We start from the raw sequence: 13,752 nt of genomic DNA, 5'->3' as shown, positions 1-13,752 counted from the left end.
GTCGCGCTCGTTGCCGTCCGCCGCCGTGCCGCCGTGCCGCCGTGCCGTCGTGCCGTCGTGCCGCTGTGCCGCCGTTTGCGTCCGACGCCGTGCCGCCGTTCGCGTCGGCCGGCGCTACGCGTCGCCGGGCACCTGGTCGCGGGCAGAGGTCCGCGCCACCCAGCCCTTCTCGTACGCATGCCACCCCAGCTGCAGCCGCGTCGTCACCCCGGTCAGCTCCATCAGCCCCTTCACCCGCCGCTGTACGGTCCGCAGCCCCAGCTCCAGCTGCTTGGCGACGCTCGCGTCCGTCATCCCCGCCAGCAGCAGCGACAGGATCTCCAGATCGGTGGCGTCGGGGCCCGCCGCCTCGTCCTCCGTCACCTGGGCGCCCGCACCCAGCCGCAGCGGCAGCGCGTCGCGCCACACCGCCTCGAACAGGCCCATCAACGACTCCAGCAGCCCGCTCGCATGCACCACCAGCGCCGAGGGCTCCGAACCCCGCCCCGTCAGCGGCACCATCGCCAGCGCCCGGTCCGCGACGACGAGTTTGGTCGGCACCCGGTCCACGACCCGGACCTGCTCGTCACGGCCGAGCGACGCCGACACCTCGGTGAGCCCGGAGGGCAACGCCAGCACCTCGCGCTCGATGACGATGCGGTACGCCACCCCGCGCTGCGCAGCCTGCTCCTCCGCCTCGTTCTCCGTCCCCGACATCACCACGGGCTTGCCCGTCACGAGCGCGCACACCTCGTCGGTCGCACCAAGCTGAAGCTGCAGGAAACGGTGCGCCACCGCGCTCGCACCCGTCACCACCTCGACCAGGTCGTGCACGGCGGGCTCCGCGGCCTCCGCCCGGTACTCCTGTGCGAGCAGCGCCGCCGCCAGCTCGGCCTGCTCCAGCTCGTGCCGCTGCTGGGTGAGCAGCGCACCCAGCGCGACCGCGGGCGGCGCCGCCACCCACCGGCCCGCACCGGCCGACGACTGCGCGGCCAGACCGTGGCGTTCCAGCAGGCGCAGCGCGCGCTCGGTGTCCGTCTCGGGAAGCGCGAGGCGATGCGCCAGATCGGTGACCTCCGCGGCGCCGAGCGCCACCAGCGCCCGGTAGGCCGACTCCTGTCTCGCGTCGAGACCTATCGCTCCCAGCACCCCTGACCCTCCCCGGGCCTCGTCATTCCGCATGCGACGTACATGATCGTGGCGGAAATCGGCCACGGCGTAAACCCGCCGCCTGCATCATCCCTGCATCACCTGCCGCTCTGCCAATGTGGCGCCACCGCAGCACCAACAGCTCCCGGACATGGGTCCTTTGGCTGGTTGTGTCCGGAAAATTAGTGGGGAGAGCGATGCGCCCGATATCGCGTACGGCCCTGGGCGCGGCGACCGCCGCCGCCCTGGCCGTCACCGCGGTCGCGCCGTCCGTGGCCGCCAGGCCGCAGGACGACCCGGCCGGCAGCAGACCACTGACAGGAAGTCAGGCCGCCCAGGCGGCCCGGGGAGGGGCCGTCACGGTCACCCTCGTCACCGGCGACCAGGTGCTCGTCCGCGGCGCCGGCACGGCGAGCCCCGCCGCCGCGGCCCTGCCCCGCGAGGACGGGACCGTACCGCTGATCCAGACCCGCCAGTCGGGCCCGGACCTGTACGTCTACCCCGAAGGCGCGACCGGCGCGCTCGCCGCCGGCCGGGTCGACCAGGAGCTGTTCAACGTCACCGGGCTGATCCGCCAGGGCTACGACGACGCGCACAGCAAGACCCTGCCGCTCATCGCCGTGTACGGCAACGATGTCACGCGTTCCGCCCCCGCGACGCCGCGCGGTGCCGAGCGCTCGCTCGTCCTCCCGGCCGTGGACGGCGTCGCCCTCAAGGCCGACAAGAAGCAGGCCGCCGGATTCTGGGCCGATGCCACGAGCCCCCGCTCGCGCGCCGCCGCCGGCCTGAAGAAGCTCTGGCTCGACCGCAAGGTCCAGGCCACGCTCGACCGTTCGACGAAGCAGGTGCACGCCCCCGAGGCATGGGCGGCCGGATATGACGGCAAGGGCACCAAGGTCGCCGTCCTCGACACCGGCGCCGACGCCGAACACCCGGACCTGAAGGGCCGGATCGTCGCTTCCGAGAACTTCACCGACTCCCCGGACGCCGACGACCGCCAGGGCCACGGCACCCACACCATCTCCACGGTCGGCGGCTCCGGCGCCGCGAGCGGGGGCAAGAAGAAGGGCGTCGCCCCCGGCGCCGAGCTGCTCAACGGCAAGGTGCTGAACGACTACGGCTCCGGCGCCGAGTCCTGGATCATCGCCGGTATGCAGTGGGCCGTCGACCAGCAGGCCGACGTCGTCTCGATGAGTCTCGGCAGCCGCGTACCGACCGACTGCACCGACCCGATGAGCGTCGCCGCCGAGGAACTCGCCCAGAGCAAGGGCACCTTGTTCGTGGTCGCCGCCGGCAACTCGGGTCCCGCCCTCAACACCGTCTCCTCGCCCGGCTGCGCGCCGAGCGTCCTCACCGTCGGCGCCGTGGACCGCGACGACTCCACCGCGTACTTCTCCAGCCGTGGCCCGGCGATCGTCTCGCACACCCTCAAGCCCGAGATCGCCGCACCCGGCGTCGCCATCTCGGCCGCCGCCGCGGGCGGCCGCGGCGTGTACGCGTACCAGTCCATGTCCGGTACGTCGATGGCCACCCCGCATGTCGCGGGCGCCGCCGCGATCCTCAAGCAGCGCCACCCGGACTGGACGGCCCAGCAGATCAAGGCCGCGCTCGTCTCGTCGGCGGACTCCGGGATCCCGGGCGACGCGCGCGAGACCGGCGGCGGCCGCCTCGACGTCGAGGCCGCCGTCGACACCACGGTCACCGGCGCGCCCGCCGTCCAGGGCGGCAGCTTCAACTGGCCGCAGGACAGCAGCGACCGCACGACGGTCCGGCTGCCCTACACCAACCACGGCGACGAGGAGGTGAAGCTGGATCTGGCCGTCGACAAGGTCACCGGCAACGACGGCTCGCGCGTCCGCTCCGCGGTCGCCCGCCTCGGACAGCGTTCCGTGACCGTCCCGGCCGGCGCCACCGTCGAGGTTCCGCTGACGCTCGACCCGTCCGCGGACCTGGCGCGCAGTCAGTACGGCGACGTCACCGGCCGCGTCCTCGCCACCGCCCGCGGTGTCACCGTCTCCACGCCGTTCTCGCTGTACGTCGAGCCGGAGACCGTCACCCTCCGCGTCAAGCTCGTCGACCGCGCCGGACAGCCTGCCACCGGCGTGTCCTCGGTCGATGTCCTCGGCACCGACACCGCCACCGGCGAGCGCCGCTTCAACGAAGGCGCCGCCGACCAGGTCTACCGGCTGCGCCCCGGCTCGTACTTCCTCTCCTCCTTCGTCACCGGCCAGGACAACTCCCTCGCCTATCTGGGCCGTCCGCAGCTTGAGCTGACGAAGGACACCACGGTGGTCCTGGACGCCCGCAAGGCCCACCGCCTCCGGGTCGAGACCGACAGGCCCGGCGAGAACCGCGCCGGTACGCTCGCCTTCGCCCGCTCCTGGGACGCCTGGCTGCACGCGGGCACGATCACCGGCGGCCGCCAGATCCAGCAGTACTACGCCTCCGTCGAAGGCAGCGCCCACGAGGGCGACTTCGAGTTCGGCAGCTACTGGCGCCGCTACGCCCCCCAGATCACCGAACTCGCCGTGAACGGCGGCCCCGTGCTGCACCCGCTGACCTCCGGGGTGGGCTCGGCCAACCTCGACGGCACCGGCTCCGCCGAGCTCGTCGACGCCGGCAACGGTACGGCGGAGGAGCTCGCCGCCGCCGGGGCCAAGGGCCGTATCGCCCTCGTCCGTATCTCCGACGACAGCACCTCCGTCTACGCGCAGGCCCAGGCCGCCAAGGCGGCGGGCGCCGTCGCGCTCATCGCCCACCGGGCCGCGCCCGGCGCCTGGTACCCGACCGCCGGCTTCCTCGGCGCCCAGCTGCCCGCGCTCTCCGTGCCCGCCGACGAGGCCGCCGGACTGCTCGAGCGGCTCGCGGCCGGATCCGTCACGCTGCGCTGGAAGGCCACGGCGAAGAGCCCGTACGTCTACAACCTCGCCTTCCCCGAGGACGGCCGGATCACCTCGGACCGCACCTACCGGGTCCACGACAGCAAGCTCGGCGCGACCGAGGCCACCTACCGGGCGATGGGTGTCACCGCCGACTACCTCGACGGCGTGTCCGCGGTACGCCCCGACACCGGCCAGCAGGTCTACCTCGGCGCGCTCGTCGACCCGGTCGCCGCGCCGGGCAAGCGCACCGAGTACCACTCGGCAGGCACCACGGTCTACGCCAAGACCGTGTCCAGCAGCTTCCCCTGGGGCGAGTTCATGCTCGGCAGCCCCGTCAGCTACCGGGCGGGGGAGCGGCGCACCGACTCCTGGTACGGCGGCGTCGTCGCCCCGACCGCCCCGCGCGACGCCGCGGGCCGGCCGGTGCTCGCGGCCGAGCGCCAGGGCGATCTGATCGGGGTCGCGACCGCCTTCTGGGGCGACAGCGAGCACGACGCCGTGGCCGGATCCTTCGGTGACATCGGCAGCATGATGCTCAAGCGGAACGGCGAGGAGATCGGCAACTCGCCCTATCCGTTCGGGGTCTTCGAGGTTCCGGCCGACGAGGCCGCGTACGAACTCACCCTGTGGACCACCAAGATCGGCAGCCCGGCGAAGGTGTGGAAGCGCTCGACGCAGCTGTCCACGGTGTGGACGTTCCGCTCCGCACGTGACGAAAGCGCGTACTCTCAAGGCATCCCGCTCCTCTTCCCGGTGATCGGCCTCCCCGAGGACGGGCTCAAGACCCTCCCGGCGGCCGACGGCCAGAAGCTCACGCTCGGGGTGTCGGGGCACGCGGGGTACACCCCCGGTGCGCTCGTCTCGGCCAAGGTGTCGTACTCGTACGACGGCGGCGCCACCTGGACCGAGGCCAAGTCCGAGCAGCAGAGCGCCGGGGCCTGGACCGCGACCGTGGACCACGCGGGCATGAGCGGCCAACCGGTCACCCTCAAGGTCGAGTTGACCGACGCGAACGACAACTCCGTCACCCAGACAGTGGAGCGCGCGTACGACGTGCGCTGACCACCGATACGTCCGCCGGGCGTCCTTCCCGTGGGGGGTTGGGCCGCCCGGCGGACTCCTTCGTGCACCCGTTCGCGGACAAATTCTCCCGTTGACCCGTTCTCCACCGCGCGCTGCGGTGGACAATAAGGGCATGAGTCAGCAGGGGGAGAAGCCCGCCGCCGCCGACGACGACTGGTGGCACCGGCTGTACGACGAGTCCGCCCCGGACACCGGACCCGCCGCGTCGGCGGGTGACACGCTGGACGACCGTTTCCACTCGGCGGTCGACACGGTGGGCGTGGACCAGGAGCCGGCGCCGCCACCACTTCCGCCCGAGGACGGCCCACGCGCCTGGTGGGAGCCTTCGTCCTCCGGGGCGCCGTCGCACCGCGCGCCCTGGGAGCCACCCGCCCCACCTGCCCCACCCGCCGCGACGATCCCGCACCAGGCCGCACCGCCCGGCGCTGTCCGTGCGGCCGGGAAGCCCGCCGTGTCCCGGCCGCCGGACGCGGACGCGGACGCGGGCACCGCAGGACCGTCGGCCGCACCGCCGCAATCCTCGCCCCCACCACTGCAGCCGCCCGCCCCACCGCCGCCCGCCGCACCGCCGCAGCCCTCGGTGCCGCCCGCCGTCGGCCCAACGCCCGCCCGTCGGCCGGCCGCGCCCCCACGCCCCCGCACCGAGTACGTCGGCGACCGCCCGCCCACGTATGACGCCGAGCCCACCGCGCTGCCCATCGCGCACCCCCAGGAGCTCGGCGAACTGGTCGCGGACACCGTGCTGGACGGGGCCCGGTACGGGGCGTACACGCTGCGGGCCGCGTCCGTGCGCGGGGACTCCGCGCGGTACAGGGGCGAGCCCCGGCGCGACGCCCTGCTCACCGCGCGCTTCGGCACGGGCGAGGGCGCGCTCGTGCTGGTGGCCGTGGCCACCGGGACCCGGGCCGACGAAGGGGCGCATCGTGCCGCCGCCGACGCGACCCACTGGATCGGGGGAGCCGTGGGCCGCAGCCACGTCCGGCTCGCCGAGGACATCAGGGCCGGGCGGCGCGGCGATCTCAAGTCCGGGCTGCAGCGCCTCACCGACCGCTCCCTCGGCAAGCTCCGCGCCCGGGCCGCCGAACTGGGCGTCCCGCCGGAGGAGTACACCGTGAGCCTCCGCTGCCTGCTGCTCTCCGCCGACCCCGCCTGCCGCACCCGCGTGTTCTTCGGCGTCGGCGGCGGCGGACTCTTCCGGCTCCGCGACGGCGCCTGGCAGGACATCGAGCCCTTCGTCCCCGAACCCGCCGCCATCACCGGCGAGCCCGTCGTCGGCTACGGCTCCCGGCCCCCGGAAACTCCCGAGGACGACCGGCTCACCATGGACCTCGGCATCACCACACCGCCGTCGCCGCACATCGACGCCCCCGTCCCGCCGCCCGCCGAGCCCTTCCGCTTCCGCGCCTCCGTGGCCCGGCCCGGCGACACCCTCCTCCTGTGCAGCGCCGGCCTCGCCGACCCGCTCCGCGGCGAGCCCTCCCTCGCCGAGGAGCTCGCCCGCCGCTGGGCGGACGACGAGCCCCCCGGCCTCGCCGCCTACCTCGCGGACACCCAGCTCAGGGTGAAGGGATACGCGGACGACCGCACGGCCTGCGCCGTCTGGGAGGCGTAACGCGAGAGGCGTGACCGCCGCGGCCATGGATAGATGGACCCATGGCCAAGCAGAACGTCGCAGAACAGTTCGTCGACATCCTCGTCCGTGCGGGCGTACAGCGGCTGTACGGAGTCGTCGGCGACAGCCTCAACCCCATCGTCGACGCCATCCGCCGCAACGCCGCCATCGAGTGGATCCAGGTCCGCCACGAAGAGACCGCCGCCTTCGCCGCGGGCGCCGAAGCGCAGATCACCGGCAGACTGGCCGCCTGCGCCGGCTCCTGCGGCCCCGGCAACCTCCACCTCATCAACGGCCTCTACGACGCCCACCGCTCGATGGCCCCCGTCCTGGCCCTCGCCTCCCACATCCCCTCCTCCGAGATCGGCCTCGGGTACTTCCAGGAGACCCACCCCGACCAGCTCTTCCGCGAGTGCAGCCACTACAGCGAGCTCATCTCCAGTCCGAAGCAGATGCCGCGTCTCCTCCAGACGGCGATCCAGCACGCCATCGGCCGCAGCGGCGTCAGCGTCGTCTCCCTCCCCGGTGACATCGCCTCGCAGCAGGCCCCCGAGAAGACCATCGAGCACGCCCTCGTCACCGCGCGCCCCACCGTCCGCCCCGGCGACGCGGAGATCGACGCCCTCGCCCGCATGATCGACGAGGCGGAGCGCGTCACCCTCTTCTGCGGCAGCGGGACGGCAGGTGCCCACGTCGAGGTCATGCAGTTCGCGGAGCGCATCAAGTCACCCGTCGGTCACGCGCTTCGCGGCAAGGAGTGGATCCAGTACGACAATCCGTACGACGTCGGCATGAGCGGCCTCCTCGGCTACGGCGCCGCGTACGAGGCCACGCACGAGTGCGATCTGCTGATCCTGCTCGGCACCGACTTCCCGTACAACGCCTTCCTCCCCGACGACGTCAAGATCGCCCAGGTCGACGTGCGGCCCGAACACCTGGGCCGCCGCTCCAAGCTCGACCTCGCCGTCTGGGGTGACGTGCGCGAGACGCTGCGCTGCCTCACCCCGAAGGTGCGGATCAAGAACGACCGGCGCTTCCTCGACAAGATGCTGAAGAAGCACGCCGATGCGCTCGAGGGCGTCATCAAGGCGTACACCCGCAAGGTCGACAAGCATGTCCCGGTCCACCCCGAGTACGTCGCCTCGGTCCTCGACGAACTCGCGGACGAGGACGCCGTGTTCACGGTCGACACGGGCATGTGCAACGTCTGGGCGGCGCGCTATCTGTCCCCCAACGGGCGCCGCCGCATCATCGGCTCCTTCAGCCACGGTTCGATGGCGAACGCCCTGCCCCAGGCCATCGGCGCGCAGTTCATCGACCGTGGACGGCAGGTCGTGTCGATGTCCGGCGACGGCGGATTCGCCATGCTGATGGGCGACTTCCTCACCCTCGTCCAGTACGACCTGCCGGTGAAGGTCGTCCTGTTCAACAACTCCTCGCTGAGCATGGTCGAGCTGGAGATGCTGGTCGCGGGCCTGCCCTCGTACGGAACCACGAACCGCAACCCGGACTTCTCGGCGATCGCGCGGGCGGCGGGCGCCCACGGCGTACGCGTGGAGAAGCCGAAACAGCTCGCCGGGGCGCTGAAGGAGGCCTTCGCGCACAAGGGACCGGCACTCGTGGACGTCGTCACCGACCCCAACGCGCTCTCCATCCCGCCGAGGATCAGCGCCGATATGGTGACCGGCTTCGCGCTCTCCGCCAGCAAGATCGTGCTGGACGGCGGAGTGGGCCGGATGGTCCAGATGGCCCGCTCCAACCTGCGGAACGTGCCACGGCCATGACGAGCGGAGCGTGCCCTGTCCCTCACGCGTGGTGAAAACCACAGGCGTGGCCGTACGGGGGCGGGGCATGCATTTCGGGAGTGCTTGTGAGCCTGTTCGAGCAAGCGAGAAGGAAGGGACCGTTCCGACGTGCGGTGGGGGATGATGACGAGGCGTCAGGGAGGGTCTCGGCCGGCGCAGCTGCGCCGCAGAGTGGGGCGCGCGGACCTGAGGGCCGTACCGGAGGTGAGGCGCGCCCTGCGCGATTTATTGGGGCACGGTGACTGGGGCGAGCCGGGTTCGGCAGAGGTCGCCGAGCTCCTCGTCAGCGAGCTGGTCACCAATGCCCTGGTCCACACGGACGACGGCGCGGTCGTGACGGCGATCGTCGCACCGACCAGACTCCGGGTCGAGGTGCGGGACTTCACGTCCGGGCTGCCGGAGCCCCGCGTCCCGGTGGCCGACGAGAGCACGCACGGGCGAGGTCTGATCCTGGTGCAGAACCTTGCGGACGCCTGGGGTGTGCAGGCGCATGCCCTGGGCAAAGTGGTCTGGTTCGAGCTGGACGGCGGGCGGACGTGAACCGTCCCCCTCGCCGTCCTCTCCACCCGCCGTCGGCGCCGACCGCCGCCGTCCCGCCGACGATCGCTCAGCCGAACTGCTGCTCGAGGTCCTTGAGTTTCCGTTCCAGGGAGTCGAGTCGCGGCAGCGCCTGGGTGTCGTCCTCGGCGGTGAGGTCGACCGTGATGGGCTCAGTGCCCCTCACGGCCTGAAGGGAGGGCCGGGGGCGTGGCGGCAGCTGTCCCGGCTCGGCTATGGCAGGCTCCGCGACGGGCCCCACGGCGGCCGGTGCGGAGCCCACTGAGCCGCTCACGGCCGAACCGGCCACGGTCGCGCCGTTCATGGTGGTGACCTCCACCTGGCGCCCGCCGCGGCCACGGCCCCACGCCCGGTGCTGCCGGTTGAGCGCCCGCAGATGGGCCCGCTCCAGCTTCTCCTGGCCGCGCCTGCGCAGCCGGTTCTGCTCCTTCTGTCGCCGGTCCTCGCGCACCTCGTCGACCGCCTCGTCCAGGGTGCGTACGCCTTCGAGGAGCATCAGCGACCAGGCGCCGAAGGTCTCGCGGGGCGCCCGCAGCCACCGTACGACCCGGATCTGCGGCAGCGGACGGGGCACCAGGCCCTGCTCGCGGAGCGCGGCCCTGCGGGTCTGCTTCAGGGCGCGGTCGAAGAGGACCGCGGCCGACAGCGACATGCCCGCGAAGAACTGTGGGGCGCCGGCGTGATCGATGCCGCGTGGTGCGTGGACCCAGTTGAACCAGGCGGCGGCGCCCGCGAACGTCCACACCAGCAGCCGGGAGCCGAGTGCGGCATCGCCGTGGCTGGCCTCGCGCACCGCGAGCACCGAGCAGAACATGGCGGCGCCGTCGAGGCCGAACGGGACGAGGTACTCCCAGCCGCCGGAGAGGTTCAGATTCTGCCGGCCGAAGCCGACCAGGCCGTGGAAGGACAGGGCCGCGGCGACCGCGGCACAGCAGAAGAGAAGCAGATAGGAGGCGGTGCCGTAGACCGCTTCCTTGCGCCTGCGGCGCTCCTCGCTGCGTTCCCAGGAGTCGTCGGCCGCGGAACCGTCCCCGGCGCGCCTGCCGCGCGCGAGCACCGCCACCGCCGCCACGACCCCCGCGAGCATCACGCCGCCCGGAAGCAGCCAGTCCAGCGATATGTCGGTCAGTCTCATGCGGGGTCCCTTGCATCCTTGCGTCTGCTGCGTCTGCGTCTGCTGCGTCTGCGCCGCGGTAGGGCGATTCGGGCGCCCATATTGGCCCAAGTCCCGTGCCGGTCACGGGGTTTCGTGGCAAGAGAACGCCAAGGGGGCGTCAAAGCGTACGAATAGGTGGGTTCTGCTCGAACATGCAGCGGGGAAGGGGAAAATGTGTTCGGGTGATTACCTTGATGAGTGGCGTGAGGACGAGCGGATTCCCTCAGCCTTGCGCGGCGGCGCTCAGCCTGCGCACGCGGTCGGCGTCGCACGTGCGGGGGCAGGTGACGCAGGTGTCCTCGGGCCGCACCGTGTAGAAGAGGCAGCAGCTCGCACGGTCGCGGGTGGGCAGCGGCTCGCCGTCCGGGCCCGTGAGCTCGCGGAAGCCGGCCGTGCCGACGTACGGCTCGGTCGTGCCCGGCAGCAGCGCCTCCAGCTCCGTCATCGCCCGCCGCTCCTCGCCCAGCAGATGCGCGATGTACCAGAGGCCCTCGACGACCTCGTCCGTCACCATGCCCCACAGGGCACGCCTGCCACGCCGCATACGCGGGCCGAAGCCGTCGAGCACGGGACCGATGTGCTCGGCGACGGCCTCCCGTACCTCGGCGCGCAGGGCTTCCTCGTCGGGCACGACGTGGGCGCCAGGCAGCTCCGCGGCCGGGTCGCCGGGCAGACACGCGAACGTGCGGACGCGGACGCTCAGCCGCCCGAGGGCTCGCTGGACGGCGACATCCTCGACGGGCACCCGGGGCACCCGGCGGTCCAGGAACCAGGGGACCGTGATCAGCAGGCAGGCCGGCCAGGCGTAGCGGTGCAGTCCGAAGCTGGCGACGACATCGGGGCGGGCCTGCTGCCCGTAGTCGCGGAGCACCTGGGCGTCGTCCCAGGCGAGGAACGCGTCCAGGGCCGGGCCCCCGGCCGCGAGGCCCGCCGCCGCGACCCAGCCGCCGCCCTGCGCTGCCTCCTCGCCTTCGGCCGGCTCCTGGATCCGCAGCCCCGGGAACGCCTCGGCCAGAGGCGCGTAGGCATCCGAGAAGGGCGTGGTGGCGGGGGCGGGGAGGACAGGGCGCGAGCTGGGGAGAACGGCGGGGACGGTCATGCAGGGGACCACCGAATCGCGATCGTCAGCAGGTTAGCCTTACCTTACCCGAAGCGATCGATGTTTGAACTGAGCTCCCGTCCGCTTATGGTGCACAGGGGGCCCACGGCGCGCGACCCGGGCCCCGAGAACGCCGGAGGAGGACCCGAGTGGAGCAGGACAGAGCGCGCGGAGCCGCAGCGGCGCGGCCGTACGCGTCCGCGTCCGTGTCTTCGGCCTCGTACGGGCCGGAGGCGCAGGTACGGATACCGGAGCAGGCGACGCGGGGCGTCGAGCAGGTACGCGGCGAGCAGGTGCGCGGCGAGCACACCCACAGCGAGCCCCCGGCGCCCCGGGCCACCGTCCAGCGTCACTCGGTCCGCGGCCAGATCCTGGAGGCCCTGCGCGCCGCCCTCGTCACCGGCGAGCTGACCCCGGGCGAGATCTACTCCGCCCCCGTCCTCGGCGAGCGGTTCGGAGTCTCCGCCACCCCCGTGCGCGAGGCCATGCAGCAGCTCTCCCTCGAAGGCGCGGTCGAAGTCGTCCTCAACCGCGGCTTCCGGGTCGTCGAGCGCGACGCCCGCGAGCTCTCCGAGCTCGCCGAGGTCCGCGCCCTCATCGAGGTCCCGGTCATGCTCCGCCTCGCCCGCACCGTCCCGGCCGCCCGCTGGACCGAGCTGCGCCCCCTCGCCGAGGCGACCGCCGCGGCCGCGGCGACCGGCGACCGCGCCGGCTACGCCGAGTCCGACCGGGCCTTCCACCGCGCGGTCCTCTCTCTCGCCGGCAACGAGCAGCTCGTCGCCATCGCCGACGACCTCCACCGCCGCTCCCAATGGCCCCTCGTGAGTGCCCCGGCCACCCGCCGGGCCGAACTCGTCGCCGACGCCGCCGAGCACTCCGCGCTGCTGGAGGCCCTGGTCGCCCAGGACCTGGTGGTGGTGCAGACGCTGGTACGGGAGCACTTCACCGGCGCGGACGGCTGAGAGCGGGGGCGGGGCCCTTGCCCGACGCGGTCGTGTCCCTCGCGGGCCAGAGTGTGCGAGGCACCGTCTGGGCGCTGGCGAACCAACTCGGCGTGGTGGCGCGGACACCGGGTGAGCTGATCGGCGCCCTGACCGCCGACCCGCGCCGCAGGGTGCTCGCGCTGCCGGACCTGCCCGCCGCCCGCGATCCCGAGGCGCTGGCCGAACTGATGCGTGCGCTGCGGGAGCTGGGCCACATCCGGCTGATCACCGAGCCACGTCCGGGCGCGGCGGAGCCGGCCGGGGGCGCCCCGCCGGACCTGGACGACCCGGCCGCGGTCTGCGCCGCGGACCCGCTGCTGGTGACGGCCACGTACGCGAACGACACCGGCCACCCGGACGACGCCCACGGAGGTCTGCGGGCGGCCTGGTTCCGGGCCGGCCAGTCCCTGGTGCGGGACCAGCCGGTCGCCGAACGCGCCCTGGTCCTGCTGGCTGCTCTCGGCGACGGCGCGGACCCCCGTCTGCGCCCCGCCCTCACCGGCCTCGCCGCTGCCGCGCCCTGGCGGGTCGACTGGACCCGGGTGCCCGGCGATGTCACCCCGCCCTGGCCCGGTCCCGTGGCCGCCCTGGCCCACGGCAGCGGCCGATGGGCGGGCCATCTGCTCGTGGCGGACCAGCGCGGCACGGTCCGCTCGCTGCATCCCGACGATGCCACCCCGGCGCCGGGTTCCGCCCCGATGCCCGTACGGATCAAGGCACTTGCCCCGGTGGTCGACGGCAGCCTGCTCCTGCTGGACGAACGGGGACACCTGCACACCCAGGGCCGGACGCCCCTCACGGAGGCCGTCGCGGCCACGCTGGCGAAGCACCCGGGCACGGCACTGACCGCGACCGACGGCCTCGTCCTGGTCGGCGACCGGCACGGCTCGGTGCACGCGTTCGGCCTCCGGGGAATGCACCAGGCCGCCCTCCACCGGGGCCGGGTCACCTCCCTGGCGGTGACCGACACCACCCCGGAGCCGCTGGCCTACAGCGGAGGGGCGGACGGCACGGTCCGCGCCTGGCACCCGGGTCGTGCCCCGGAGCCGGCCCCCGTCGCCGAGCGCCCCTGTCCCGTCGTCGCCCTTTCCGCACAGGGCCCGGCCCTGGCGGTCGCCTGGGCCGACGGCCTCGTGGAACTCCACCGCCCGGACGCCGCCGGCGCCCTGGCCTTCCGCCCGGACGCGCCCGGCGTCCTGACCTTCCGCCCGGGCCCGCCCGTCCGCGCCGTAGCGGTGGCCTCCGACCGGTCGGTCGTCATCGGCATGGACGAGGCCCTCATCCGTCTCACGGCCCGATCTGCTTCCTGATCCGCTCCACGCAGGCACCTGCCGGTGGCCACCGGCGTCGGCGACCGCCAGCGACCGGCCCTCGGAATGATCGAGGCCACGGACGTCGTGTACCTCACCCACCCCGAACACGGCGGCACCGGCATCGCCCCCGGCG

Annotated in this window: 9 protein-coding genes; 6 read left to right on the top strand and 3 right to left on the bottom strand. The window is 73.3% G+C overall.

Annotated features, from left to right (window positions below; translation table 11 throughout):
- Positions 1–114: 114 nt before the first annotated feature.
- Positions 115–1,128 (bottom strand): helix-turn-helix domain-containing protein, encoded by a 1,014-nt coding sequence (locus ACWCXB_RS14210; protein WP_450722512.1) that lies wholly within the window; start codon positions 1,126–1,128, stop codon positions 115–117.
- 197 nt (positions 1,129–1,325) lie between these two features.
- Here ACWCXB_RS14210 and ACWCXB_RS14205 point away from each other — a divergent pair, with 197 nt between their 5' ends.
- From ACWCXB_RS14205 to ACWCXB_RS14190, 4 genes are all read left to right on the top strand, one after another.
- Positions 1,326–5,072, top strand: coding sequence for a S8 family peptidase (locus tag ACWCXB_RS14205; RefSeq protein WP_450722510.1), 3,747 nt, complete (start codon positions 1,326–1,328; stop codon positions 5,070–5,072).
- Positions 5,073–5,205: 133 nt separating this feature from the next.
- Complete coding sequence (locus ACWCXB_RS14200; RefSeq protein ID WP_450722508.1) at positions 5,206–6,705, top strand: protein phosphatase 2C domain-containing protein; 1,500 nt, start codon at positions 5,206–5,208, stop codon at positions 6,703–6,705.
- Positions 6,706–6,746: 41 nt separating this feature from the next.
- A complete protein-coding gene (locus ACWCXB_RS14195; protein WP_450722506.1) occupies positions 6,747–8,489 on the top strand; it encodes a pyruvate dehydrogenase in 1,743 nt (580 codons plus the stop codon).
- Between the two features lie 141 nt (positions 8,490–8,630).
- Positions 8,631–9,050 (top strand): ATP-binding protein, encoded by a 420-nt coding sequence (locus tag ACWCXB_RS14190; RefSeq protein WP_450722504.1) that lies wholly within the window; start codon positions 8,631–8,633, stop codon positions 9,048–9,050.
- A 67-nt stretch (positions 9,051–9,117) separates the two neighbouring features.
- On the opposite strand, the gene ACWCXB_RS14185 is transcribed toward ACWCXB_RS14190, so the two are convergent.
- Positions 9,118–10,203: a DUF2637 domain-containing protein gene (locus ACWCXB_RS14185; protein WP_450722502.1), complete on the bottom strand. Its 1,086-nt coding sequence runs from the start codon at positions 10,201–10,203 to the stop codon at positions 9,118–9,120.
- A 244-nt stretch (positions 10,204–10,447) separates the two neighbouring features.
- Entirely contained in the window at positions 10,448–11,323 is an 876-nt protein-coding gene (locus ACWCXB_RS14180) for a (2Fe-2S)-binding protein (RefSeq protein WP_450722500.1), read from the bottom strand.
- 149 nt (positions 11,324–11,472) lie between these two features.
- Here ACWCXB_RS14180 and ACWCXB_RS14175 point away from each other — a divergent pair, with 149 nt between their 5' ends.
- A complete protein-coding gene (locus ACWCXB_RS14175; RefSeq protein WP_450722498.1) occupies positions 11,473–12,285 on the top strand; it encodes a GntR family transcriptional regulator in 813 nt (270 codons plus the stop codon).
- A gap of 17 nt (positions 12,286–12,302) precedes the next feature.
- A complete protein-coding gene (locus ACWCXB_RS14170; protein ID WP_450722496.1) occupies positions 12,303–13,616 on the top strand; it encodes a hypothetical protein in 1,314 nt (437 codons plus the stop codon).
- The last annotated feature ends 136 nt before the right edge of the window (positions 13,617–13,752 follow it).

It is taken from the genome of Streptomyces sp. NPDC001514 (genome assembly GCF_053597075.1).
This window is presented reverse-complemented; position numbering and strand designations above follow the sequence as displayed.